Genomic DNA, 24,319 nt, shown 5'->3' with positions numbered 1-24,319 from the left:
GATTTCAGGTAATAGGGTTGGCTTTAGAAAATGTTGTGATTGTGATAGCAAAATTAACTCACTTTATTAAAAAAATGTTAACTCCCACTCAAAAATGTAATTTTCACTTTTAATTAAAATGAAATGAATGTTTTATTGGGTGAAGGTTATGTTTGATTGAATAAAGGTTATACCGCAGCAATGCTTTCGCGGGGTATCCCAGTTTTTAGGGGGGATTACCAGACCACCGAGATATCGCTAGATCAGGAGTAGGAGCCGCTATGTTTAACATTGTCTTACTAGGCGCAGGCCGCATTGGTCAGGTTCATGCCGCCAATATAGCCGCCCACCAAGAGACTGCCCTCTGGTCAGTGGTGGATCCCAATCAGGAAAACGCAGCTCGCCTCGTATCACAGTATCGGACCCGCCAACAGAGTGTGAATGAGGCCATGGCAGATCCGAACGTTCACGCGGTGCTGATCGCTTCCGCCACTGATACTCACGCTGATTTGATTGAGCTGGCAGCAAAACATGGCAAAGCCATTTTCTGCGAAAAACCGGTCCATCTCGATCTTGCTCGTGTGCGGGATTGCCTAAAAGTAGTGAAAGAGTATGGGGTGCCGCTGTTTATCGGTTTTAACCGCCGCTTTGATCCACAGTTTCGGCACCTCAAAAACGAAGTATTGGCAGGGCGCATTGGTAAACCGGAATCGCTACTGATTATCTCCCGCGACCCTTCGCCCCCCTCGGTGGAATATGTGCGCGTTTCCGGCGGTATGTTCCGTGATATGACCATCCACGACTTTGACATGGCGTGTTTCATCATGGGCGAAGAGCCAGTTGCCGTATTTGCTCAGGGGAGTAATTTGGTGGATCCCGCCATTGGTGCGGCTGGCGATATCGACACCGCGTTTGTGGTGCTGAAATACGCCTCTGGCGCGATGGCGACCATCGTCAATAGCCGCCGTTCGGCTTATGGTTACGACCAGCGGTTAGAGCTGCACGGCTCGCAGGGGTTGCTGTGCGTGGGCAATATCCTGGAAAACCAGGTGCAGCACTTTGGCCAAAAGGGGGGGGCCCGTGCGTTACCGGAGCATTTCTTCCTGCAACGTTATCAAGCCGCCTATGCTGCGGAATGGGAACACTTTGTCGCTGTTTTACGCGGCGATGCGCAACCGGAATGTGGTGGTGAAGAGGGTGAGCGGGCGTTGTATTTAGCCGATAAAGCGCTGGAGTCGTTGCATAACCAGCGTGAAATCTCCCTGTAAATTCTTACGACCTTACAGCTATATCGGCCTTACAGCTTATACCGACCTTACAGCTATATCGACCTTACAGCTATATCGGCCTTACAACTATATCGACTCTACAACCATCTCGACCTTACAACCGTACCGACCCTACAACGATAAAGAGAGACAACAATGAAAAAGCTGATCCTCGCCGTCCTCATCGCATTCACTTCCGGGGCGGCCTTTGCCGAGAATGAACAAATTGTTTTTAGTACGCCGAATATGGCGATGCCGTTTGAAGTACATATGCAGCGCACTGCGGTGAAAACGGCCAAAGCGTTGGGTGTGAAGTTACAAGTGCTGGATGGGCAGGGCAGTTCGCCTAAACAGGTGGCTGACCTGGAAAATGCCATCACTCGTGGCGCGCAGGGTTTTATTGTCTCGCCGAATGACATCAACGCCATTTCTAGTGCCGTAGAGGAAATTCAACAGGCCAAACTGCCGGTGGTTACGCTGGATAGGTCAGTCGAGAGCGAGAAAAAAGTGCCGCATTTTGGCGCAAATAATTATAAAGGTGGCGAGGCCATTGCCAACTATGTGAAATCCACGTTCCCGAACGGTGCAGATATCGTACTACTCACCGGCCAACCGGGATCCTCCTCCAATATCGAACGAACTAAAGGGATCCGCGACAGCTTGAAAGCCGGTGGTGACAAGTATCGTATCGTGGTCGATCAGACAGGAAACTGGATGCGTTCAGAAGGGATGCGCATTATAGAAAGCGTACTCCCATCGCTGCCCAAGCCCCCACAAGTGATCCTCTCAGCCAATGATGATATGGCGCTGGGTGCCATTGAAGCGTTGCAGAGTCATGGCATGAAACCGGGTGAAATCATGGTGACCGGTTTCGATGCCGTGCCGGAGGCGCTGGCACGTGTGCGTGAAGGGTGGATGGCGGTGACGGCCGATCAACGTCCGGGTTATGCGGTGACAACTGCCATGAGCCAACTGGTGGCGAATATCCGTGACCAAAAAGCGATCACCGGTGCAGATTTCTTGCCAACAATGATCACCAAAGAGAACCTAGACCAGGCTGAGCGCGTTAGCGAAGCGAGTAAGTAACCCTGTAAGTGCCGTCGCACCGGGGGCGGCGTCAGAAGGAGAACACCGATGTCGCAACCTTTATTGAAAATCACCGATATGGCGAAAAGTTTTTCTGGCGTCTGGGCGCTCAGTAACGTACAGCTCACCGTAGAGCAGGGCGAAATTCATGCACTCTTGGGTGAGAACGGCGCAGGTAAATCGACGCTGCTGAAAGCACTCTCGGGTGCTCAGCCCCAGACTCACGGCGAAATCTGGTTTAACGGTGAAACGCTTGCTCTGGATGACTCACCAGTGGAGCGCCAGAACAAAGGCATTATCACCATCTATCAAGAAGTTAATCTACTGCCCAACATGACGGTGGCAGAAAACATGTTTCTTGGCCGTGAACCGCGTCGTCGTCAGGTATTTGTGGACGAAAAGGCCGTTAATCAGGAAGCCCAAACGATCCTCGATTACCTGCAACTCAAGGTGTCACCTACCACGGCGGTAGCGCGCTTGAGTATCGCGCAACAGCAGATGGTAGAGATAGCCCGGGCGCTGACCTTGAACGCAAAGCTTATTGTCATGGATGAGCCTTCGGCAGCACTCAGCGACGGCGAAGTCGAAAGCTTGCATCGCGTGGTCCGGGAACTGAAAGGCCGTGGTGTGAGCATCATCTATGTCACCCACCGCCTGCACGAAGTATTCCAACTCTGTGACCGTTTCACCGTGTTTCAGGATGGGCGTTACACCGGTTCTGATGAGGTTGCAGGCACCAACGTTGAGAAAATTATCCGCCTGATGGTGGGGCGCGACGTCGTGTTTAACCGCCGTCCCGCCAGTGAGACCCATCACCAAGACCAGCCCATTCGGCTATCTGTGCAAGGGCTGTGTCGTGAAAAACCTCCGCTTGACCCACATGGTGTGACGCTAAAAGACATCAGCTTTCACGTCCACGCTGGGGAAGTACTGGGTATCGCCGGGTTGGTAGGCGCAGGGCGTACCGAAGTGGCGCGCTGTCTGTTTGGGGCGGGGGCTTTCACCTCCGGCAGTTTTGAGATAGACGGGGTGCCCTATCAGCCACGGGATCCCCTGTTCGCGCTGGAACAGGGGATCGCACTGGTGCCGGAAGACCGTAAAAAAGAGGGCGCAGTACAAGGGCTTTCTATTCGTGACAACCTGACACTATCGAGCCTTGCGGGGCTGTTGCAGTGGCGTTTTTTCGTCAATACCCGCAAAGAAGATCAACTGATTGAGACCTACCGGTTAGCATTGCAAATCAAGATGGTGAACAGCGAACAGGTGGTGCGTAAGCTCTCTGGTGGTAACCAGCAGAAGGTGATTTTGGCCCGCTGCATGGCGCTCAATCCACGGATCCTGATCGTCGATGAACCGACACGGGGCATTGATGTGGGCACGAAATCGGAAGTGCATCAGGTGTTGTTTGATATGGCTAAACAGGGTGTGGCGGTGATCGTCATCTCCTCAGATTTACCGGAAGTTCTCGCGGTTTCTGATCGGATCATCACGCTAAGCGAAGGGCGAGTCACTGGAGAAATTCACGGTGATGATGCCAGCGAAGAACGGCTGATGACCATGATGGCCATCAATCATAATGCGTTAAATGCCGCATAATGGAGCACCTCATGCTACAGCCGCTTTCCAAGCCCCAGGCATCGGTGAAAAGCGCGATGCGTTTTGACCCGGTCGCTTTTTTTGAACGCTTCGGTGTACTGATTTTTATGTTCTTACTACTGATTTTCTTCCAGTTACAGAACAGTAATTTTCTCTCAGAACGTAATATTTTCAACATCCTCACTGAGGTGTCCATCTACGGCATCATGGCGGTAGGCATGACCTTCGTCATCCTGACAGCAGGCATTGATCTTTCCGTTGGCTCGATTCTTGCGGTGTCTGCCATGACAGCCGCTTATGTGATTAAAGGCGATAACTTTACCACCATTGACCCCAACGCTTGGGGGGGCATGAGTTGGTTAATTGGCCTCAGTATTTGCCTGGCGATGGGCACCCTTATTGGTTTCTTGCAGGGGTTGGGTGTCACGCGTCTGCGTCTGCCGCCCTTTATTGTCACTCTTGGTGGGATGACCATCTGGCGCGGCCTGACGTTGGTGATTAACGACGGTGCACCTATCGCCGGGTTTGATGCAGGCTACCGCTGGTGGGGGCGCGGGGACTTGCTCGGTATTTCAATACCCATCTGGATTTTTGCCATTGTCGCCATAGCCGGTTATCTGGCGCTGCACAAAACCCGTTGGGGGCGTTTCGTCTATGCAATTGGCGGCAACCCGGAAGCGGCACGTCTGGCGGGCGTCAACGTGAAACGTGTGCTGGTCAGCGTCTACGTAGTGATCGGCTGCCTTGCCGGGTTGGCGGGTTTCATCCTAAGCGCCCGGTTAGGCAGTGCTGAAGCGGTAGCCGGGATCTCGTTTGAATTGAGGGTGATTGCCTCAGTGGTGATTGGCGGCACCTCACTGATGGGCGGCTACGGGCGCATTGGCGGCACCATTATTGGCTCCATCATTATGGGGATACTGATTAACGGTCTGGTGCTGATGAATGTTTCGGCTTACTACCAGCAAATTATCACTGGTCTGATCATCGTCTTGGCGGTGGCCTTTGATACCTACGCCAAGAACCGTCGCGGCGCGCTGTAATACGTTCATGTCAGGAGTGAATGATGAAAGAAGTGCGTATTGGATTGATTGGTACCGGGTATATCGGTAAGGCGCATGCCATTGCCTACGCGCAGGCACCGACGGTGTTTGAATTGCGCGGCAAACTGGTGCGCGAAATGGTGGCCGAAATCTCACCAGCACTGGCGGCACAGCGTGCGCAGGCTTTCGGTTTCAACCGGTTTACTAGCGACTGGCGGGAACTGGTCGCGGATCCGGCCATTGATGTAGTTGATATTTGCTCACCCAATTATCTACATAAAGAGATGGCGTTGGCGGCAATCCACCACGGCAAACATGTCTATGCGGAGAAACCGCTGGCACTGAATGCCCGTGATGCCAGCGAGATGATGGCGGCTGCAACACGTGCTGGTGTGAAAACGTTGGTGGGGTTCAATTACATAAAAAACCCCAGTGCGAAGCTGGCTAAAGAGATCATTGAACGTGGTGAAATCGGTGAGGTGATCCACTTTTATGGCACCCATAACGAAGACTATATGGCCGATCCAAATACCCCTATTCATTGGCACTGTTTAAAAGCAACTGCAGGGCTGGGAGCACTTGGCGATCTGGCGGCTCACATCGTCAGCATGGCGCAGTACCTGGTGGGGGAAATAACTCAAGTATGCGGTGATCTGAAAACTGTCGTCGCTACACGCCCAACGAGTGTTGGCTCCAGCGTTAGGGTGGCGGTTGAAAACGAAGATCAGGCCCATGCCATGGTGCGTTTTGCGAATGGCGCTCAGGGAGTGATTGAAGCCTCGCGGGTGGCTTGCGGGCGCAAAATGGGCCTCTCTTACATGATCATCGGCACTCAAGGGGCTATCAGTTTTACCCAAGAACGTATGGCGGAACTCAAACTCTACCTGCACAACGACCCGGTCAACCGACAAGGCTTCCGTACCCTGCTCGTCGGCCCGGCGCACCCGGAGTATGCCGCATTCTGTATGGCCGCAGGCCACGGTATTGGTTTTAACGATCAAAAAACCGTGGAAGTGCGTGACTTGATCGACGGCATCGCGATGGATGCGCCATTGTGGCCCGATTTCGCCGAGGGCTGGAAAGTCTCACGCATTCTCGATGCAATTGATCTGTCTCATCAGGATAGCCGCTGGGTGAACGTGACCGACATAGTCTGAGGACTGGGTATGTCTGCGGATTGGGTATGACATGGTCTGAGGGGGGGTATGAGTGTGGAAAAGCAATTTAGCGTTAGCGCGGAAAGTAAATGTAATACGGAAAGTAAATGTAATACAGGAAAGAAATTTGATGTCATATGTATGGGTCGTATTGCGGTAGATCTCTACGGTCAGCAGATTGGCGCACGGCTGGAGGATGTTTCCAGCTTTGCCAAATACCTCGGCGGTTCATCCGGCAACGTGGCTTATGGTACCGCCCGGCAGGGGCTTCGTTCGTCAATGTTGGCGCGCGTGGGTGACGAGCATATGGGGCGCTTTCTGCGCGAAGAGCTTCATCAGGTGGGTTGTGATACCAGCCATCTGACCACAGATAAAGAGCGGCTCACGGCACTGGTACTCCTCAGTATTAAAGATCGAGACACCTTTCCGCTGATTTTCTACCGTGACAACTGTGCTGATATGGCGATTACGACGCAGGATTTTAGCGAGCAATACATCGCCTCTGCCCGCTGCCTTGCCATCACGGGCACCCATCTTTCTCATCCAAACACTCGTGAAGCGGTACTGACAGCGCTGCGCTATGCACGCCGCAATGGTGTGCGTACCGTGTTGGATATTGACTACCGCCCGGTACTGTGGGGGCTGACGTCGCTTGGTGACGGTGAAACGCGCTTTATTGAATCCCATCAGGTCACTGCTGAACTGCACGCAGTATTAAATTTGTTTGATGTGATTGTAGGTACCGAAGAGGAGTTTCATGTTGCGGGTGGTAGCACCGATACGCTGGATGCGCTAAGAGGTGTGCGTGAAGTCAGTGACGCTACGCTGGTGTGCAAGCGCGGGGCGCTGGGTTGTTCGGTGTACACCAAGGCCATCCCGCAGGCCCTTGATGAGGGGCTGACTGTTAGCGGTGTGCGGGTAAAAGTGCTGAACGTGTTGGGTGCAGGGGACGCATTTATGTCAGGTCTCCTGCGCGGTTATCTCAATGATGAAGGTTGGCAGCAGGCATGCCGCTACGCCAATGCTTGTGGCGCACTGGTGGTCTCGCGCCACGGCTGTGCGCCCGCGATGCCGAGTAAAATCGAGCTGGATAATTATCTGGCGCGTGCTGATGCAGTGGTGCGGCCAGATCTTGATGTGTATCTTAACCATTTACACCGCGTTACGACGCGCCGCCGCCAGTGGCCCGAGTTGTGCGTGATGGCCTTTGATCACCGTAGCCAACTCGAAGAGATGGCACTGCAATGCGGCGCTGAACTGTGGCGTATCTCGACACTCAAAACACTGATTTTACAGGCCAGCCGTGAGGCGGTGCACACTGCCGGACTGCAAGGGAAAGCGGGGCTGCTATGTGATGGCACTTTTGGTCAGGACGCCCTTAATGCCATTACGGGAGAAGGCTGGTGGATTGGGCGGCCCATTGAATTGCCTGGCTCAAGGCCACTGGCTATGGAGCACGGCAATATTGGCTCGCAACTTATTGGTTGGCCGCAAGAGCATATCGTCAAATGTCTGGTGTTCTTCCATCCAGAAGATGCTTACAGCCTACGCCTGGAGCAGGAACAGAAAATTATTGAGGTGTACCGTGCGTGTTGCCAGTCTGGTCACGAACTGCTGCTGGAAGTGATATTACCCGCCGACATGCCACGCAGTGATGAACTCTACCTACGTGCAATTTCACGCTTCTACAACCTCGGGATCTACCCCGATTGGTGGAAACTGCCGCCACTTGCCTCAGAGGGTTGGGCGGCGCTGGACAAACTGATTGAACGGCGCGATCCGCACTGCCGCGGCGTAGTGATCCTTGGGCTCGATGCATCACTTGAGGCACTGCGCGCAGGCTTTTACGCAGCGGCGGGCTACCCGATAGTTAAAGGTTTTGCCGTAGGGCGCACGCTGTTTGGTGACGCTTCCTACGTTTGGCTAAAACGCGATATTGACGATACGCAGCTTGTTACACGTATTCGGGACAACTATCTACAGCTCATTACGCTGTGGCGTGAGCGCGGACAGAGATAATCTTCAGGAGAAATACAGCGATGGTAGATCAAAGAAGGGCAGTTGAACCAAGAACGGCGGTTGATCAGAAAACAGAGGTTGTTCGAAAAGCAGATATTTTTAGAAAAGCAGAAGCTGATCGGCATACCGCGGCGGTGCATTTAGGCATTAATCCGCTGACATGGACTAACGACGATCTGCCTTCTCTGGGGGCGGAAACATCGCTTGAAATATGCCTGAGCGAAGGTAAAAAGGCGGGCTTTGCGGGTTTTGAACTGGGTAATAAATTTTCACGCGAGGCGGGGGTTTTAGGGCCAATTCTAGAGCGTCATCAACTGAAATTGGTCTCCGGTTGGTATTCCGGGCGGCTGTTGGAACGCTCGGTTGAAGAGGAGATCGTGGCAGTTCGGTCACATCTGGCACTGCTGCGTGAATTGGGGGCTAAGGTGATGGTATTTGCTGAAGTGTCCGGTTGTATTCATGGTGAACAGCAAACGCCGGTACATCTGCGCCCACGTTTCCCGCCAGCGCGTTGGGTGGAGTATGGCGCAAAGCTCACCGCCTTTGCCCGTTACACGCAGGCACAGGGGGTGCAGATTGCTTACCATCACCATATGGGCACGGTGATCGAAAGCGCGCAAGACATCGATAATCTGATGATTCATACCGGCGAAGAGGTCGGGCTGCTACTCGACACAGGCCACCTCACCTTTGCGGGGGCTGATCCGCTGGCGGTGGCACAACGCTGGATTGCGCGGATCAACCATGTCCATTGCAAAGATGTGCGCACGTCGGTGCTGGCCGATGTCAAAAACCGTAAAACCAGTTTTCTGGACGCGGTGTTGAGTGGTGTATTTACCGTTCCGGGTGACGGCAGTGTGGACTATCCGCCCATCATGGCGTTACTCAAACAACACGGTTATCAGGGCTGGCTGGTGGTAGAGGCAGAGCAAGATCCCAACGTCGCCCACCCAATGACCTATGCGCGCATGGGCTACCACAATTTAAGCCGTCTGGCACATAACGCGGGGCTGATTTAAGGGGGTAATATGTCACGTTTATTATCACGCAGGCAGGCACCGGATGAGCGGGGTCTGACGCAGCGAATCACTCCAGCGCAGGCGGGCTGGGGGTATGTGGGGTTTGAGGTCTATGAACTGAATGAAGGGCAGCAACTAACGCTCCCCGCGGTTCCCGATGAGCGTTGCCTGGTTTTGATCGCTGGGCGCGCCAGTATCAGTACGCCCAGCGCACAATTCCCTGATATAGGTGATCGCATGAGCCCGTTTGAGCGCCGTAAACCTTGGGCGGTGTATGTCACACCCGGCGAAGCGGTACAGGTGCAGGCCATCACCCCGCTTGAACTGGCAGTCTGTTCCGCCCCCGGTAAAGGCACTTACCCAACCCGGCTGATTTCACCAGAGGATATCGGCGCAGAAGCGCGTGGTAAGGGCCATAACCAGCGTTATGTACACAACATTTTGCCAGAAGATCACCCCGCCGATAGCCTGCTGGTGGTGGAGGTTTATACCAACGAAGGGGCGAGCAGTTCGTCCCCGAGCCACAAACATGACACTGACAACCCACCACACGAAACTTATCTGGAAGAGACCTATTATCACCGCCTTAATCCAGAGCAGGGCTTCTGTATGCAGCGTGTTTATACTGATGATCGCTCACTTGATGAATGTATGGCGGTTTACAATCGTGAGGTGGTCATGGTGCCAAGAGGTTATCACCCAGTAGCGACGATGGCAGGCTATGACAGCTATTATCTGAATGTAATGGCCGGTCCGGTACGTAAATGGATATTTAGCTGGGAAAGCGATCATGTTTGGATAAATCATAATTATCCTATCACATAAATTATTTATTATGTAAATGATGGTTTATTAAATAGTCAACAAGAAAAGGATTAAAATTTTATTGTGAATAACCAAATCTCTTTATTTTTATTCGTTTGAGATAATAAATTTATACTGTAACATTTGGTTTTTAATATAATGGAATTACTGAGGCTAATATGGATTTTTCGTTTAATCCCACAGAGTTAGGATCATGGATTGTTTATATCATCATTTTATCAATGATATATTGGCCCGTTGTTGCTGCGATGTGCGTAGGTTTAATCGTGGCTGCTATCCTTCGTAAACGGTGGTTAATAATTACTTTCGCTGTCCCACTGGCTCTGATTGTGTTGTCCTTTATCACAGTCATGTTGATGTGATTGATGCTATAGGTTAAATCCTGCGCACTTAAAGGAGCAGGAGGGCGATATTCACTTACTGTCTGGCTAAAACGCTAATGATTTCGGCGATATAAAAAAGGCTTACTGCAACGTGCGCTGCGATTATTACTCGGAGATTGCACGGATAGCTGCCAGAATATAAGACATGAATATCGTTGCTTTGCCAGAGATGAAAAACAGATAAATATGGACCGTTCCCGCATTCTCAAATTTTTGCTGCCTTATTTATGGACTAAAGATAATCCGAAACTACGTTATTATTTAATAATCGCTTTATTTTTCATGGTGATTGCAAAGGTCAGTACGACACTGGTCCCCCTGGCGTATAAGGCGATGGTGGATACGCTGAGCAGTGAAAATGCCAAAATGTTGGCAATCCCGATCAGCCTTATCATCGCGTATGGCGTAGCCCGAGTCAGTGCTTCGCTATTCGAAGAGTTGCGTAATGTGATGTTTGTGCATGTTAGCCAGAACGCAACACGGTTATTGGGGTTGCGTGTATTCAGGCAATTGCATGCTTTGAGTCTGCGGTTTCATCTAGAGCGTCAGACCGGCGGCCTATCATTATCTATTGAGCGTGGTACACAGGCCGTTTCCACGGTACTGTCGCGCCTGCTGTTTTCTATTCTCCCCATTTTATTTGAGATAACCCTGGTCTCGGTAATTATGTGGCGGTTATTAAGTGGCTGGTTTGCTCTCGCGATCCTTGTCACGGTTGGCTGTTATATTTTATTCACGGTAATGGCTGTGGGCTGGCGTACTCGGTTTAGGCGTGAATTAAACAAAGCGAATGCGGATGCGAATACTAAATCCATCGACAGCTTATTAAATTATGAAACCGTAAAATATTTCGGTAATGAAGATTTCGAAGCAGAACGTTTTAATCTGTCGCGTCAGTTATATGAATATGCGGCAATCAAAAACCAGATCAGTTTCACCGTACTTAGTTTCGGTCAAACTGCAATTATTTCCGTCGGTCTGATTGTCATGATGGCAATGGCCGCGCAGGGAATTGTACAAGGTCAGATGACGATCGGTGACTTTGTGTTGGTTAATGCCTATCTCTTGCAGTTATATCAGCCGCTTAATTTTTTCGGATTTATTTATTCGGAAATTAGGCAGGCCCTGATTGATATGGAAAATATGCTCGACCTCTTGATGGTAAAACAAGAGATAACAGATCGCCCTGATGCCTTGCCATTACAACTGACAAAAGGGGAAGTGCGTTTCGATGCGGTGAATTTTAGCTATGATCCACGTCGGCCAATTCTGCAGAATGTGTCGTTCACTATCTCACCGGGGAAGACGGTGGCGATTGTCGGCGCGTCAGGGGCAGGGAAATCAACGCTTGCTCGTTTGTTGTTCCGGTTTTATGACGTCACGGCGGGGGCCGTTTGCCTTGATGATCAGGATATTCGTGGTGTGACGCAGTCGAGCTTACGCGACGCCATCGGGATTGTACCGCAAGATACGGTGCTGTTTAACGATACTCTGCGTTATAACATTGGTTACGGTAAAACAGGTTCGACCGATGAAGAGATCGAACGGGCGGCGAAATTAGCGCATATCCATGATTTTATCATCAGCTTACCGGATGGTTATGAAACTCGGGTTGGCGAGCGGGGGCTTAAGTTATCGGGTGGGGAGAAACAAAGGGTGGCAATTGCTCGTACCATTTTGAAGAAACCGTCCATATTAGTCTTCGATGAGGCCACCAGCGCCCTTGATACCCACACCGAACGAGAGATTCAATCTCATCTGCGGGAAGTCAGCCGTGACCATACGACGCTGGTGATTGCACATCGTTTATCGACCATCATTGATGCTGATGAAATTATCGTACTGGAGGCGGGTTCAATCGTTGAACGTGGCCGCCATGACGAATTGCTGCTAAAGAATGGCCGCTATGCGGCTATGTGGCAAAATCAGTATCATGAAGAAGAGCAGCCTGTGCTGTAAGGATATTGTCGGCGGTTATTCCAGTGGCTTCATTAGGGTAACCGCACACTCCTGACGCTGATAATGATTAATTTGCGGCACTAACCGCCTAAAATGTTCAGTTGCACAATGGGTATCTAAAGCTGCCTGATCGGGCCACTCTTCAATAAAAATAAAGTGGCCTGGATCGTTATGATCTATAAATAAATCATAAGAGAGACAAAGCGCTTCCAGTTTCGTTTTAGCCACTAATTCTTTATACAGCGGTAACACATCGTTAATGTGTGCCAGTTTTATAAAATCCTGAGCAATGACTTTTAGCATATTGTCACTCTATGCCCCGGTAAAGTAGGTATAGGCGAACACGGCTAGCGCTACTGCTATCATGATCATCGTTATTTTTCTCATTACTGCCTCGAGTCTATTGTTAGTTTTAGGCTAGCCGAAGAAGATAGCTGAAATCATTCAAAAAAACACGGTATATGGATAAAAGGGCGAGTTAATTGGTGGCGGTTAATCGGACTCGCCACCGTGATGACTGAAACTCACTCCCCTCCTTTCGCTGATGTTATAGCGGAATATTACCTACTAACTTATTGATTATATTTATCTTATCGGACTCACCTTCTTTTCAATTAATTAGGTTGACAATGGGCCAAATAACAATCATTTAACTTTAATGGTGAGATTTTAGTCACATTATCTGGATAAATATTTGTGTTATTGTTTTTTTGTGAAAGTGGGTGGGGGTGTGATATGTCAACACTAGAGAAGCTGGTTTCTGCGTATTGTCATACCAGTTTAGACTTTGTGGCATCCACAGTTGCTTTTATGGAAAGCCAAAAAAAGAATCTTGATGTTAATAAAATTGAAGCAAAGCTTTCTGTGGATGAACGTCATTTCTTTCGTAAAAGATTAGCGTACTACAGGGATATTTATAGGCCGCTGTAGTATGTATTGATATGAAGTCTGCACTGATATTAAATAAGCCACCTGCGTGATATGAACCTCTATCGTGGTCATTTCATTTCACCTGGTGGCTTATCTATTTACGCACTGCATCGCCAAAATCAGGCTGCATGATGTCGAGGATCCCCAAACGTTCCGGTTCACCAATATGAACGGGCGCACCATGAACTGCAGGGAATTGCCCGGTTATCATCACCGTGAGAGCGATTTTCTCTGCCGGAATCGGACGCATTGATACGACCAATTCCCCTTGTAGTCGCCCAGCAGGGCGGCACAGGTGATTCGTTTTATACATGGGAACATTACAGCCATCAGTGATGTGGCGTATATCAATACCCGCCTCACGCATTGGTGTTTCAAAGGTAAAACTGCAGCCGATCAAGAAGGTTACCAAATCGGGATGTTGTTGCCAGTAGGCGGTGACATCAGTGATTTCATCCACCAACTTGCCGTGTTCCCACACGCGGTAGCGCGAAATATCAGTGCGTAAGTCCGCGTATTCAGCGAGTACTGTGTGGTAGTCGCCCGCTTCAATCACATCCAATATAGGGCAGCTTTGTGGGTTGCGCTAGCGTAAAGCAGGAAATCAAATGCCCAATCGCGTGGCAGGCTGATCATGTTCGCCTGTGTCATTCCTGGGGCCATCCCTGCGGTGGGTTTGTCATAACCACTACGAATGGCCTTTCGGGCTTCACGAACTGCAGTGATTGCCTGATGGCTGGCTTTCATTAAGGTATTCATGGTGACACCTTTATGTTTTAAACAACATTCAAGAAATTAAAAATGGCACCAACGGAAACTGAACCCATATACCATGTCAATGCGCAGGTGATCACCCCGAGCCATAACAGCCAGCGTGGATAGTGATAACCTTCCATCAGATCTGCACGTTTCCAACCGACATAAACAAAAATAGTCAGGCCAATAGGCAAAATCAGGCCGTTAAATCCACCAGCAAATACCAGTAATGCCGCTGGCGCAGTACCCAACATCAGATAAATCGCCAGAGAGACAGCGATAAAAATTACGGTTGCGATATTACGTTGGTTCTCGGTCATGCCTTTTTTGAATACGGTCATAAAGGTCACGGAGGTGTACGCCGCACCAATCACACTGGTTACCGCCGCAGCCCAGAAAATCAGACCAAATATACGAACGCCAAAATCCCCCACGGCGTATTGGAAAGCTTGAGAGGCCGGGTTAGCGACCTGGCTTGTGGTATCTAGCGTCACACCGCTTGCTACGACACCCAGCACGGCAAGGAAAAGTACGTAACGCATAAGGCCGACAACCAGAATGCCGTTGGTCGCAGCCGAGGATACCTCGCGAATATGCTCTACCCCGGTTATGCCTTTATCTAACAGACGGTGCGCCCCGGCATAGCTGATATACCCGCCCACCGTCCCCCCCACAATGGTGGTAATGATGGCAAAGTTAATTTGATCGGGCAGAATACTCTGGCGCAAGACTTCGCCAACCGGTGGTTGAGAGGCTATCGCTACATAGAGTGTCAGGCCAATCATCACCAGACCCAGAACAATAATCAGGCGATCAATAATGCTACTGGTACGGCGTGACGAGAATATACCAATAGCAAGTAGTGTACTTAAGGCCCCGCCCCATTTAGGCGAGAGTCCGAGCATCGCATTCAATCCGAGTCCAGTTCCTGCGATATTCCCAATATTAAATATCAGGCCGCCAAAAATCACCAGAACCGCCAATAGGTAGCCACTGCCTGGTAGCGTGGCATTTGCTACATCGGAAGCTCGCATACGCGTTAGCGTCACCACTCGCCAAATATTTTGTTGTACAACGTAGTCGATAATAATGGAGGCTAGGATCCCAAAAGCAAAAGCGGCTCCCATTGTCGAAGTAAAGGTGGCAGTTTGAGTAATAAAACCAGGGCCAATCGCAGATGTTGCCATCAGAAATACCGCCGCCATCAGTGATGAACGCCGTTTCTGAATAAAAGATTTGCTATCCGTTTTCTGTGTAGCCATTTGATTTACCCCTTTTTTAGAATTGTGCCCTATCCGTTGAGCAGACTGCCGATGGTGATAGAACAGATAGATTTGGGGAGGCTGTTAATGAAATGTAAAATATTGGCCTAATTATAAATTAGTAACTGTTGATTAAATAGACAAACAGAATCTTGATATGTGTGTTAAAAAAACGACGCTGATCACTTTTTAGCTTTTTACGTGAACTGGAGGTGATTGTGTGAACAATCGTGCATAAAAATGCCGTTGTTGTGAGGGGGAAATAGGTAATATGAGATTTTTCAGCCAGGCTGCCTCCGGCACTGGCCGGAGGTTCAATCAGGTAATATCGGTCAGAATGAGATAAAGCGCGATGTGTATTTATTCAGTAATAGAACCCGTGACAATAAGACTGAGGCGGCAAATACGGATAACAGCAGCGTAAATCTCAACGTTACATCTGATAAGTTATATGCACTGGCAATAAAGTAGAAAATCCCATCATGTAATATATAAACACCAATCATTGATGGGCTGATATACGCTAATATTTTCTTTATCCATTCGTATTGAGTGTCAAAATTATCAAATATAACAAACAGACATAAGCTGAGGACTAAAACGTGGAAGTTATCAAGGAAGTAACTCGCATTCACGGTTTTATACACGTAAATTGACATGAAACTTTCGTAATAATACATCGAGATGGATGTAGGGAGCAGCAGTAGCTTGGCAGCAAGACGAACCTTTGGCAGTTTTGTCACCTTCTGACAAATTCGCGAGCAGAGGAATCGACCGGTCATGTAGTAAAAAATCCAAGTCCAGAGCCTAAAGTATTGTGGGAAATCAATAAGGTATGGGCGCTCACTGAAGGCACTGATCAGATCAATGCTCACAGAGAAAATGACCAGACAAGAGAGCGTTATGATTGCTGTCCTGTTACTTTTTAATATCTTAGAGATAATCGGATTTATGAGGTAAATGATGGCGATACTAAACAGAAGCCAGCTTTGCAGGAAATAACCCCGCTTGAAACCATCTTCATTGATAAAGTAGAAGAGAACGTTCCAGAAAATAATTATGGTTATAATCGATTTTAATTTTCTGAATATGTCTTTTTGATCGATTTTATCATTTGAGTCGATATACCCAATGATCATAAAAAACAATGGGGTAGCAATGATCGATAAAAAGTACAAAACTCCCATGACTTCCCCACTTAAAAAGCACTGTTCAGTACAGGTCTTACTGGCGGAGTAGAACGTAACAGCGGAAAAGCAGCTCAACGTTTTTAGGGCATGTAAACCGACGTTTCTCATAAAATAATTTGACTTACAATAAGGTTAAATGAGATCTGCAATGTGATAGGGCTGCTACGTTAAACCTCATGCATGACATAAGATCGCGCACTGACAGAACACCTGCTGCTATATATTTGGTGCTCGGCGAGTAAAAGAAAACCCTTCCTATTCAGACTACTTATAGCGTTGTATATCTTTGCATACAATCTTAATGCTGTCACGCCTACCAAACATAGCCTTAAGAAATAGGCAAGAAATAGCTCAAAGAGAAACAGACGTTTCCTACATATTCCGGTGTTGACATCCTATATCCTTGCACACGCCCGCCATGGTTTACTGTATGCATAGGAGTGTGTCTGGTTATCTATATGATATTCAATAGTATTTTATCATATAGTAAACAGATAAGCATCAGGGATTCACAGAGTGCTTAAGCACTAATGGGCATAGCCAAAATGATAAGCTGCATGATAGTCGATAACGATAAATATCAAACATTAGGTATGGTATCTATCGTAAAAAAAATCTTCACATCCTTAGGATTTAAAAAAGAGATTAAATTCTATCGAAAAGCTTTTTATTCAGCAGATGTGATTTTTATTGGCGTCGATGAATTCAGTTTTTTCGAGGCACTCAAACGTCTGGATAAGACCCCCGCAGAAGCGGATGTCTTTTTGATTTGTGATGCCAGATTGAATAGTTTTTTACAAGGTATTCCAAGATTTAGCGATGTGACCATGATCTTCAGAGAAGACTCATTGGAAACGGTGAGTAATAAAATCGCTGCTGTATTTAAGCGTAAGTTCCGTGGATTTAAAGATAATTTAATCGAACGTAAAACGGCTAAAGTACTTCATCTAGTATCATCTGAGCGTCAATATCTGACACCAAATGAAAATATTGTACTGAAGTTATTCAATGAAGGCTTTTCTGGCGGTGATATTGCCAGAATCTTGAAGAAAAGTGAAAAAACAGTCAGTGGACAAAAGCGTTCCGCCATGAAGAAACTTGGTGCACGGACTGATGTCGAGTTAATAAAAATGTTTATGTTTAAATAATTAGCATAAGGATATCTGGGGTTGTCGTTATTTTTACTGCCGACACCAGAGGATGTTATAAGGGACGCTTTTGCATTTGCAGGCAAGGACGCTTGCGTTACCCTCTATTACCACCGCCATCAACCACCTACACTAGTAGCCCCAAATATTTCAGGGCTAGTTAGCCTCAGCAAGTACCAAAATCAAATATTAAATACTTTTTAATTTAGCAACCGTACTATCAATATCGACTTCGTGTTCAGAGAATGTGTATGTTATATTTTGGAATGTTGTTATCGACAGCATTTTCAGTGGTACTGTTTTCTCTGAAATATCCTCTTCCTGTGGCCGAATTTTATTCATCAGTAAGTTTACTGATAATATTGTATTGGCTTTGTCAACCTCGGCTTGAGCAGGGACTTCTTTTGTAAAGGTATTGAATGATTTGATACTAGTCAGCTTTATCCTTTCATTAGCGATAAATATATATTTGCTCTCAATCGCCACTTTTACTGCGAATGCTGACAACCCTTTGGTGTTGGTTGTTGGTTCAAAGGTCACTTCAGCACCCTTTTTGATCATCTCGGGATTAGCAACTTTAATAACGTGAAAATAACGGTTATCGCCGTTTTCATCGGTGATAAAACCAAAGCCTTTATCTTCAAAAAAAGTTGTTATTCTACCGTTCATCATGCGTCTCATATTAGTGTATCCAATGGATAAGTATAATACAGGTGAATGGCTTTCAGATACAGTCTGGCGGTTTACCAGAGTGCCTTTAGACCCCGTGAGGGTGAGCGGTGACAGTAAGAAAATGTAGTTTTCTGTGCTGGATATTCGCCATGAAAAAGAGATTTTTTACTTTTTCTCTCTTTTTTGTGATCTCCATTGTGGACAAAAAACGGTTCTATTGCTGTACTGTAGTTGACACAATTCTTGTGTCCAACATTCACGTTAAAGGTAAGTTTGATGTCTAAGATTAAAGGTAGCGTTAAGTGGTTCAATGAATCCAAAGGTTTCGGCTTCATTACCCCAGAAGATGGTAGCAAGGACGTTTTTGTTCATTTTTCTGCCATCGCTAGCAATGGTTTCAAAACGCTTGCTGAAGGCCAGCGTGTAGAATTTGAAATCACGAACGGTGCCAAAGGGCCATCTGCTGCTAATGTTATCGCTATCTAAGTAGCCCATATCTTTAAAAACCCGCCTCAACTGGGCGGGTTTTTTATGGGTAGCGTTAGCATACAAGACAATATGTTTAGTATGTTACCTAATCGATGATTAGGCAGGGATATACCCATAGCGCATTAGAAGGAGGGATTAGGGGGGCGCTTAGAAGAGATAGATTTTAATGAAAACTACGGTAATAGACAGACAAAAAATAGTTGTCAGCCACTCAACTGATGTTTTAGGTAATCCAAACATACATCCACCCAGTATTTCAGTAACCACCGCTCGGTTAGCTGTTCTCTAGCAGACGATTATCCGTACCATAGATTAAGAAAACATTAAGGCGATATTATTGGCAGCCCTATTTTCTACTGAATAAACACCATAGCCACGCTATTCACTCCCTGAGATTTTTAATAACGGGCCACTAGCTATTATTGGCTGGCAAAGTTATTGACCAATATAAAAGCCAGTATTGTCATTGCCAGAGAACCGGCCACATTAAGCAAAATTGTTCCGGCGGCCCACGCTAACTTTCCCTCTTGGATCAGATAGACCACTTCGACTGAGAAGGTGGAAAACGTTGTGAGGCCCCCACAAAAACCGGTGGTAATCAGTAGCTTCCAAACGGGGTCAATATGAGTCATTCGGCTAAAAATCGCTAGCGTCAGGCCAATAATAAAGGCACCGATAAGGTTGACGATAAGCGTACCTACCGGTAAGTGAGCCGATGCACTGTTTAACTTCAAACTGAGCAACCAACGGGCCGTGCTGCCCACACCGCCACCAATAAACACTGCAAGTAATGTATTAAACATAGGCATTTTTCTCTAACAGATACTGACCATTGGGGAGCGTTGTTTACCCGTAGATCTTTTCAGAAAGGCTCAGTGGTAACTCTATGTACCTTAATGAGAAAGTCATGTAGAAATCATTAGCCCTGTTAGGGCGGTTGTGGAGGCGTGTCATCTCCAGATCTTGAGGGGCGATATTACACTGCTTGAATATTAATTTGTAGTCTGTCGGTTTTTATCATGACTAATTTTGCTGGCATTATTCCCAATAGGGCCATTAATGCGAGGTGATAAAATAATAATAATTATCTGTAATCTATCATGAAATTATTGAGATGATATTCAACTGGCTAACGTGAGGGATGTTACGGCAATGCTTTGCCGCGATGCGCCAAAATGCTAAACGGACTCTTGAGCTAATCATTGTTCACTTACGAAATCTGTTACATATTAGTGTTGTCTTTATCGGTAATTTATTCGTAAATAAACCAGAATTTAATTTGTTACTGTTTTATAGACTGAACTGTTTTATCGGCAGAACTAACCAAGAAGGTGAGTTATGGAAGGTCTCAGTATTACCAAATTGTTGGTCGTCGGCATATTAATTGTGTTGTTGTTTGGTACCAGCAAATTACGCACGCTGGGAGCGGATTTAGGCGCGGCGCTGAAAGGTTTTAAAAAAGCGATGAGAAGTGATGATGAGGTTTCAACAAGTGTGCTTACGGAAAGCACAAAGTTAGCAGAAACCAAAATGGCAGCGGAAACCAAAACAGTCGCTGAAACTAAAGCGGCATCTGACCCCCAAGCCTCTGTTGAGCGCAAAGACTGAATCTTTTGGCGTGATGTCATATCGCCAGGCTTTCGGTTAAAGCGTGGCGGTAGGAAGCGCATAAGCAGGGGGCCGTTGTGTGAGCTTAGCTGATAACAAAAAGCGGATCTCCAGTGGAAATCCACTTTTTTGTATCTGCTGTTTTAAGGTGTAATAAGTTATTTCAGTCATCGGCCAGTTGATTACTTCACTTCCATACCTTTCGCTTGCAGGTCTGCATGGTAAGAGGAGCGAACAAATGGGCCACAGGCTGCATGGGTAAAGCCCATAGCCATGGCTTCTGCTTTCATTTCGTCAAATTCGGCCGGGCTGACATAACGTTGTACAGGTAAATGATGGCGACTTGGTTGCAAGTATTGCCCCAGCGTCAACATTGTGACCCCGTGGCGGCGTAAATCATGCATGACCTCGACAATCTCGGCATTGGTTTCGCCCAAGCCGACCATTAAGCCTGATTTAGTTGGGATATCTGGATGTGCTTCTTTGAAGCGCTCAAGTAATTTCAGTGACCAATCGTAGTTCGCCCCTGGACGAACCTGCCGATAAACTCGCGGTACGTTTTCCAGATTATGGTTAAATACATCTGGTGGGGTTGCGGTCAGAATATCCAGTGCGCGATCCATACGGCCACGGAAATCAGGGACTAACGTTTCAATTTTGATGGTTGGATTCTTAGCGCGGATTGCTGAAATACAATCGGCAAAATGCTGAGCACCGCCATCACGTAGGTCATCACGGTCAACGGACGTGATAACAACATAGCGCAGACCCATGTCTTGGATCGTCTGTGCCAGCTTCTCTGGCTCATTCGCATCCGGTGTGACTGGGCGACCATGGGCAACGTCACAGAATGGGCAACGGCGGGTACAAATTGCACCAAGGATCATAAATGTTGCCGTACCGTGGTTAAAGCACTCAGACAGGTTAGGGCAGGAGGCCTCTTCGCAAACCGAATGCAGACCATTCTTACGCATTGCAGCTTTGATACCCTGGATGCGACTGGAATCAGTCGGAAGCTTGATTTTTAGCCACTCGGGTTTACGCAACAGCTCCTGACGTTCGGTCACCACGTTTTTTACCGGGATTAACGCCATTTTGTCTGCATCACGGTATTTTACGCCGCGTTCCATCTGAATCGGTTTACTCATAATCGGGCAGGTTCCAGTTCTGAATCTCTCAACTTGAGATTTTTCATTAAATTCAACGTAATGTATCGTTCGTTAAAAATTATTTGAAAATTGTTTAAAAATTATATCATCTTTACTCTGTTCCGTTCAGCCATTCACCTTTGGCGCTACAGCAGCGTTCACGGTTTCAGTTACGTCGGCATATGAGTCATTTACAATGCGCTTGATGATGAATGGCTCGATAATAAATAGTCTGATAATGACCATGGCTGCAATTCTGCCGCTGGATAACCTAATTGGCGGGTAAATTCGCGAACCAATACAGGCTGTACATCCGCAACGGTAACCCCTGGCTGCAATGCACTGACTTGTGTCATCTGCATACCCGCGTAGCCACACGGATTAATGCGTTGGAACGGTTCCAGATCCATCGCAATGTTTAATGCTAAACCGTGAAACGAACAACCTCGACGGATGCGTAGCCCCAGTGAACATATTTTCTGTTGATCAACATAGACACCGGGGGCATCTGGGCGAGCATGTGAATCAATATTGAAATGGGCGAGAGTCTCTATCACCGTATTCTCAATGGCGGTGACTAGCTGGCGTACACCGATTTTGGCACGTTTGAGATCAACCATGATATACATCACTTGCTGGCCGGGGCCATGGTAGGTGACCTGACCGCCCCTATCACTTTGAATAACCGGAATATCACCTGGCATCAGGACATGTTCAGCTTTTCCAGCCTGACCCTGAGTAAAGACGTGCTGATGCTCAACCAACCAGATTTCGTCTGGTGTGGTATCAGTGCGAAACTCAGTAAAGTTATGCATGGCTTGGGATACGGGTGCATAGGGCTGTAACCCTAGCTGACGTAAAATGATCTTATGTTGTTGCAAGCGAGGCATCATCTGGTTACAGAAATGGTAGCGCCAGTATACCAGCCCCGCGGAGTGGGGCCACTATTTTGACAGTTCAGAGATATAATTTGATGGCTAAAGGGGATAATTTAACCACGAAAAAATAAGGCCCGGCACCTGAATAAACAGTGCGGGCCGTCATTAGCGCGTTGTGAATGGCTTGATAGTTTATCTATAGACAGATGGGCTATAGATAACATGATCTATATAGCTTGAACTACAGCACCATCTTGACCAATTCAAGATTGCCCAGTTCTTCATACAGCGTTTCCACTTGATCAATATGGGTGGCTGTGATGGTGATAGACACGGAGTGATAATTGCCTTTGCTGCTCGGTTTTACCTGCGGGGTATATTCACCCGGAGCATGGCGCTGTACCACTTCAACCACTTGGTCAACCAGTTGAGGTTCAGCGATGCCCATGACCTTATAGGTAAAAGAGCAAGGGAACTCAAGTAGTTCGTTCAGTTTCGTTTTCATGTGCGCTCCTGGGCTGTCGCCGGACTGATAGTGGGGTAATAATAAAACGTATCCGGCTATAAAATCACAACTCCCGCCGGAGCGGGAGTGACGTACTGTTCGCCAGATAAGGTCAGCTTATTTGCAATATAAGATTAATCACAATATGGGGCCAATCTACTGGCTTTCAAGTCTCTTCTGTTTTCAAACTAGCGGATTAGCCGAACCAGCGGTGGAACATCAGCTTGATATAATCCACCATACGGCTGAAGAAACCACCTTCTTTTACTTCGTTCATCACCACCAATGGGCGCTGATCGATGGTTTTACCATCTAACTGGAAGTTAATGGTTCCCACAACTTGGTTTTTCGCCAGTGGCGCATGAATTTCAGGTGTATTCAGCACATAGCTGGCTTTCAGGTCTTTCATTCGGCCACGTGGGATAGTTAGATAAGCATCTTTATCTACACCTAACTGCACACGATCACTATCGCCAAACCAGACCGGTTCTGAGGCAAACTCTTTACCGACTTTCAGCGGTGCGACGGTTTCAAAGAAACGGAAGCCCCAGGTCAGCAGTTTTTTACTTTCAGTTTCACGGCCCTTAAAGGTATGGCCGCCCAAAACGACCGAAATCAAACGCATCTGTCCATCAGTAGCTGATGCGACCAGATTATAACCTGCTGCCTCGGTGTGACCGGTTTTGATGCCATCTACGTTCAAACTGGTGTCCCACAGTAAACCATTACGGTTTGTCTGGCGGATATTGTTGAAGGTAAACTCTTTCTCTTTATAGATAGCATACTCATCTGGCACATCACGGATCAGTGCTTGACCAATCAATGCCATATCGCGTGCAGAGCTGAACTGGCCTTCCGCATCTAAACCGTGAACAGTTTTGAAGTGGGTATTTTGTAAGCCCAGAGCCTTAACATAGTTGTTCATCAGGTTAACGAATGAATCCTGGCTCCCCGCGACATAATCGGCCATCGCGACGCAGGCATCGTTACCCGATTGTAAGTTGATACCGCGGGTCAGTTTAGACACCGGCACTCGGTCGCCCGGTTTCAGGAACATCAGTGAAGAGCCTTTGAATTCCGGGTTACCGGTAGCCCAGGCATCTTTCCCCACGGTGACCATGTCTTCAGCCCCGATTTTCCCTGATTTAATCGCCTGGCCGATGACATAACTGGTCATCATTTTGGTCAAACTGGCTGGGTTGCGGCGCGTATCCGCATTCATTTCCGCCAATACTTTCCCGGAGTTGTAATCAATTAGGATGTAGGCTTCTGCATCGATCTGCGGTACGCCGGGGATCATGGTTTTCAGATTGACGTCATCAGCGTTAGCCGCGCTCATGACAATAACAGTGCCGAGCGCTAGGCTCTTGATAATGCGAGAGGTAATTACATATTTCATGAT

The 24,319-nt window shown here is 47.7% G+C and carries 23 protein-coding genes, 1 pseudogene and 1 riboswitch; of the genes and pseudogenes, 14 read left to right on the top strand and 10 right to left on the bottom strand.

Annotation, left to right across the window (positions count from 1 at the left end):
- Positions 1-260: 260 nt before the first annotated feature.
- The 10 genes from iolG to AC971_RS11685 all read left to right on the top strand — a co-directional run bounded on the left by iolG (position 261) and on the right by AC971_RS11685 (position 12,331).
- Complete coding sequence (gene iolG, locus AC971_RS11730) at positions 261-1,247, top strand: inositol 2-dehydrogenase (RefSeq protein ID WP_025382956.1); 987 nt, start codon at positions 261-263, stop codon at positions 1,245-1,247.
- A 156-nt stretch (positions 1,248-1,403) separates the two neighbouring features.
- Positions 1,404-2,333 carry a substrate-binding domain-containing protein gene (locus AC971_RS11725; RefSeq protein WP_025382957.1) on the top strand — a complete coding sequence of 310 codons (930 nt, stop codon included), beginning with the start codon at positions 1,404-1,406 and terminating at the stop codon, positions 2,331-2,333.
- 48 nt (positions 2,334-2,381) lie between these two features.
- A complete protein-coding gene (locus AC971_RS11720; RefSeq protein ID WP_025382958.1) occupies positions 2,382-3,929 on the top strand; it encodes a sugar ABC transporter ATP-binding protein in 1,548 nt (515 codons plus the stop codon).
- A gap of 11 nt (positions 3,930-3,940) precedes the next feature.
- Positions 3,941-4,969 (top strand): ABC transporter permease, encoded by a 1,029-nt coding sequence (locus tag AC971_RS11715; RefSeq protein WP_025382959.1) that lies wholly within the window; start codon positions 3,941-3,943, stop codon positions 4,967-4,969.
- A 23-nt stretch (positions 4,970-4,992) separates the two neighbouring features.
- Complete coding sequence (locus AC971_RS11710; protein WP_025382960.1) at positions 4,993-6,126, top strand: Gfo/Idh/MocA family protein; 1,134 nt, start codon at positions 4,993-4,995, stop codon at positions 6,124-6,126.
- 48 nt (positions 6,127-6,174) lie between these two features.
- Positions 6,175-8,145 carry a bifunctional 5-dehydro-2-deoxygluconokinase/5-dehydro-2-deoxyphosphogluconate aldolase gene (locus AC971_RS11705; RefSeq protein WP_025382961.1) on the top strand — a complete coding sequence of 657 codons (1,971 nt, stop codon included), beginning with the start codon at positions 6,175-6,177 and terminating at the stop codon, positions 8,143-8,145.
- 20 nt (positions 8,146-8,165) lie between these two features.
- On the top strand, positions 8,166-9,164 hold the full coding sequence (gene iolE, locus AC971_RS11700) for a myo-inosose-2 dehydratase (protein WP_025382962.1): 999 nt from the start codon (positions 8,166-8,168) through the stop codon (positions 9,162-9,164).
- Positions 9,165-9,173: 9 nt separating this feature from the next.
- Positions 9,174-9,989, top strand: coding sequence for a 5-deoxy-glucuronate isomerase (gene iolB, locus AC971_RS11695; RefSeq protein ID WP_048677624.1), 816 nt, complete (start codon positions 9,174-9,176; stop codon positions 9,987-9,989).
- Between the two features lie 158 nt (positions 9,990-10,147).
- Positions 10,148-10,351 carry a hypothetical protein gene (locus AC971_RS25625; RefSeq protein ID WP_025382964.1) on the top strand — a complete coding sequence of 68 codons (204 nt, stop codon included), beginning with the start codon at positions 10,148-10,150 and terminating at the stop codon, positions 10,349-10,351.
- A gap of 207 nt (positions 10,352-10,558) precedes the next feature.
- A complete protein-coding gene (locus AC971_RS11685; protein WP_025382965.1) occupies positions 10,559-12,331 on the top strand; it encodes an ABCB family ABC transporter ATP-binding protein/permease in 1,773 nt (590 codons plus the stop codon).
- A 15-nt stretch (positions 12,332-12,346) separates the two neighbouring features.
- Here the strand turns inward: AC971_RS11685 and AC971_RS11680 are convergent, their stop codons facing one another.
- Positions 12,347-12,634: a putative quinol monooxygenase gene (locus AC971_RS11680; RefSeq protein WP_025382966.1), complete on the bottom strand. Its 288-nt coding sequence runs from the start codon at positions 12,632-12,634 to the stop codon at positions 12,347-12,349.
- A 432-nt stretch (positions 12,635-13,066) separates the two neighbouring features.
- Here AC971_RS11680 and AC971_RS11675 point away from each other — a divergent pair, with 432 nt between their 5' ends.
- Complete coding sequence (locus AC971_RS11675; protein ID WP_025382967.1) at positions 13,067-13,261, top strand: glycogen synthase; 195 nt, start codon at positions 13,067-13,069, stop codon at positions 13,259-13,261.
- Positions 13,262-13,361: 100 nt separating this feature from the next.
- On the opposite strand, the pseudogene AC971_RS11670 reads toward AC971_RS11675, so the two are convergent.
- From AC971_RS11670 to AC971_RS11660, 3 genes and pseudogenes are all read right to left on the bottom strand, one after another.
- Positions 13,362-14,020 (bottom strand): annotated as a pseudogene (locus tag AC971_RS11670) (putative hydro-lyase); the annotation flags it as partial.
- Positions 14,021-14,037: 17 nt separating this feature from the next.
- Positions 14,038-15,279: an NRAMP family divalent metal transporter gene (locus AC971_RS11665; RefSeq protein WP_025382968.1), complete on the bottom strand. Its 1,242-nt coding sequence runs from the start codon at positions 15,277-15,279 to the stop codon at positions 14,038-14,040.
- Between the two features lie 332 nt (positions 15,280-15,611).
- Positions 15,612-16,577 carry an acyltransferase family protein gene (locus tag AC971_RS11660; protein ID WP_025382969.1) on the bottom strand — a complete coding sequence of 322 codons (966 nt, stop codon included), beginning with the start codon at positions 16,575-16,577 and terminating at the stop codon, positions 15,612-15,614.
- Positions 16,578-17,026: 449 nt separating this feature from the next.
- Between AC971_RS11660 and AC971_RS11655 the strand changes: the two genes are divergently transcribed.
- Positions 17,027-17,617 (top strand): helix-turn-helix transcriptional regulator, encoded by a 591-nt coding sequence (locus AC971_RS11655; protein ID WP_038402581.1) that lies wholly within the window; start codon positions 17,027-17,029, stop codon positions 17,615-17,617.
- Positions 17,618-17,806: 189 nt separating this feature from the next.
- Here AC971_RS11655 and AC971_RS11650 read toward each other — a convergent pair whose 3' ends face one another.
- Entirely contained in the window at positions 17,807-18,286 is a 480-nt protein-coding gene (locus AC971_RS11650) for a cold-shock protein (protein ID WP_025382971.1), read from the bottom strand.
- 279 nt (positions 18,287-18,565) lie between these two features.
- On the opposite strand from AC971_RS11650, the gene cspE reads away from it, so the two are divergent.
- Positions 18,566-18,775, top strand: a complete 210-nt coding sequence (gene cspE / locus AC971_RS11645; protein WP_002210315.1) for a transcription antiterminator/RNA stability regulator CspE — start codon at positions 18,566-18,568, stop codon at positions 18,773-18,775.
- Positions 18,776-19,197: 422 nt separating this feature from the next.
- On the opposite strand, the gene crcB is transcribed toward cspE, so the two are convergent.
- Positions 19,198-19,581: a fluoride efflux transporter CrcB gene (gene crcB, locus AC971_RS11640; RefSeq protein ID WP_025382972.1), complete on the bottom strand. Its 384-nt coding sequence runs from the start codon at positions 19,579-19,581 to the stop codon at positions 19,198-19,200.
- A gap of 100 nt (positions 19,582-19,681) precedes the next feature.
- A riboswitch (Fluoride riboswitch) is annotated at positions 19,682-19,745 on the bottom strand.
- A gap of 371 nt (positions 19,746-20,116) precedes the next feature.
- Between crcB and tatA the strand changes: the two genes are divergently transcribed.
- A complete protein-coding gene (gene tatA / locus AC971_RS11635) occupies positions 20,117-20,386 on the top strand; it encodes a Sec-independent protein translocase subunit TatA (protein WP_025382973.1) in 270 nt (89 codons plus the stop codon).
- A gap of 182 nt (positions 20,387-20,568) precedes the next feature.
- On the opposite strand, the gene lipA is transcribed toward tatA, so the two are convergent.
- From lipA to dacA, 4 genes are all read right to left on the bottom strand, one after another.
- Positions 20,569-21,534 carry a lipoyl synthase gene (gene lipA, locus AC971_RS11630; RefSeq protein WP_002210320.1) on the bottom strand — a complete coding sequence of 322 codons (966 nt, stop codon included), beginning with the start codon at positions 21,532-21,534 and terminating at the stop codon, positions 20,569-20,571.
- A 191-nt stretch (positions 21,535-21,725) separates the two neighbouring features.
- Positions 21,726-22,427 carry a lipoyl(octanoyl) transferase LipB gene (gene lipB / locus AC971_RS11625; RefSeq protein ID WP_025382974.1) on the bottom strand — a complete coding sequence of 234 codons (702 nt, stop codon included), beginning with the start codon at positions 22,425-22,427 and terminating at the stop codon, positions 21,726-21,728.
- Between the two features lie 226 nt (positions 22,428-22,653).
- Positions 22,654-22,917, bottom strand: a complete 264-nt coding sequence (gene ybeD / locus AC971_RS11620; protein WP_002210322.1) for a DUF493 family protein YbeD — start codon at positions 22,915-22,917, stop codon at positions 22,654-22,656.
- A gap of 196 nt (positions 22,918-23,113) precedes the next feature.
- Positions 23,114-24,316, bottom strand: a complete 1,203-nt coding sequence (gene dacA / locus AC971_RS11615; protein WP_002210323.1) for a D-alanyl-D-alanine carboxypeptidase DacA — start codon at positions 24,314-24,316, stop codon at positions 23,114-23,116.
- Between the last annotated feature and the right edge of the window lie 3 nt (positions 24,317-24,319).

The sequence above is a fragment of the Yersinia similis genome, assembly GCF_001053095.1.
Taxonomy (GTDB): domain Bacteria; phylum Pseudomonadota; class Gammaproteobacteria; order Enterobacterales; family Enterobacteriaceae; genus Yersinia; species Yersinia similis.
Note: the sequence above shows the minus strand (reverse complement) of the source record. Positions and strands in the feature narration are given on the sequence as shown.

Excerpts from the sequence above, each read along its gene's own strand:
- iolG (WP_025382956.1), top strand. The coding sequence starts at position 261 with ATGTTTAACATTGTCTTACTAGGCGCAGGCCGCATTGGTCAGGTTCAT.
- AC971_RS11725 (WP_025382957.1), top strand. The coding sequence starts at position 1,404 with ATGAAAAAGCTGATCCTCGCCGTCCTCATCGCATTCACTTCCGGGGCG.
- AC971_RS11720 (WP_025382958.1), top strand. The coding sequence starts at position 2,382 with ATGTCGCAACCTTTATTGAAAATCACCGATATGGCGAAAAGTTTTTCT.
- AC971_RS11715 (WP_025382959.1), top strand. The coding sequence starts at position 3,941 with ATGCTACAGCCGCTTTCCAAGCCCCAGGCATCGGTGAAAAGCGCGATG.
- AC971_RS11710 (WP_025382960.1), top strand. The coding sequence starts at position 4,993 with ATGAAAGAAGTGCGTATTGGATTGATTGGTACCGGGTATATCGGTAAG.
- AC971_RS11705 (WP_025382961.1), top strand. The coding sequence starts at position 6,175 with ATGAGTGTGGAAAAGCAATTTAGCGTTAGCGCGGAAAGTAAATGTAAT.
- iolE (WP_025382962.1), top strand. The coding sequence starts at position 8,166 with ATGGTAGATCAAAGAAGGGCAGTTGAACCAAGAACGGCGGTTGATCAG.
- iolB (WP_048677624.1), top strand. The coding sequence starts at position 9,174 with ATGTCACGTTTATTATCACGCAGGCAGGCACCGGATGAGCGGGGTCTG.
- AC971_RS25625 (WP_025382964.1), top strand. The coding sequence starts at position 10,148 with ATGGATTTTTCGTTTAATCCCACAGAGTTAGGATCATGGATTGTTTAT.
- AC971_RS11685 (WP_025382965.1), top strand. The coding sequence starts at position 10,559 with ATGGACCGTTCCCGCATTCTCAAATTTTTGCTGCCTTATTTATGGACT.
- AC971_RS11680 (WP_025382966.1), bottom strand. The coding sequence starts at position 12,634 with ATGCTAAAAGTCATTGCTCAGGATTTTATAAAACTGGCACACATTAAC.
- AC971_RS11675 (WP_025382967.1), top strand. The coding sequence starts at position 13,067 with ATGTCAACACTAGAGAAGCTGGTTTCTGCGTATTGTCATACCAGTTTA.
- AC971_RS11665 (WP_025382968.1), bottom strand. The coding sequence starts at position 15,279 with ATGGCTACACAGAAAACGGATAGCAAATCTTTTATTCAGAAACGGCGT.
- AC971_RS11660 (WP_025382969.1), bottom strand. The coding sequence starts at position 16,577 with ATGAGAAACGTCGGTTTACATGCCCTAAAAACGTTGAGCTGCTTTTCC.
- AC971_RS11655 (WP_038402581.1), top strand. The coding sequence starts at position 17,027 with ATGATAGTCGATAACGATAAATATCAAACATTAGGTATGGTATCTATC.
- AC971_RS11650 (WP_025382971.1), bottom strand. The coding sequence starts at position 18,286 with ATGAACGGTAGAATAACAACTTTTTTTGAAGATAAAGGCTTTGGTTTT.
- cspE (WP_002210315.1), top strand. The coding sequence starts at position 18,566 with ATGTCTAAGATTAAAGGTAGCGTTAAGTGGTTCAATGAATCCAAAGGT.
- crcB (WP_025382972.1), bottom strand. The coding sequence starts at position 19,581 with ATGTTTAATACATTACTTGCAGTGTTTATTGGTGGCGGTGTGGGCAGC.
- tatA (WP_025382973.1), top strand. The coding sequence starts at position 20,117 with ATGGAAGGTCTCAGTATTACCAAATTGTTGGTCGTCGGCATATTAATT.
- lipA (WP_002210320.1), bottom strand. The coding sequence starts at position 21,534 with ATGAGTAAACCGATTCAGATGGAACGCGGCGTAAAATACCGTGATGCA.
- lipB (WP_025382974.1), bottom strand. The coding sequence starts at position 22,427 with ATGATGCCTCGCTTGCAACAACATAAGATCATTTTACGTCAGCTAGGG.
- ybeD (WP_002210322.1), bottom strand. The coding sequence starts at position 22,917 with ATGAAAACGAAACTGAACGAACTACTTGAGTTCCCTTGCTCTTTTACC.
- dacA (WP_002210323.1), bottom strand. The coding sequence starts at position 24,316 with ATGAAATATGTAATTACCTCTCGCATTATCAAGAGCCTAGCGCTCGGC.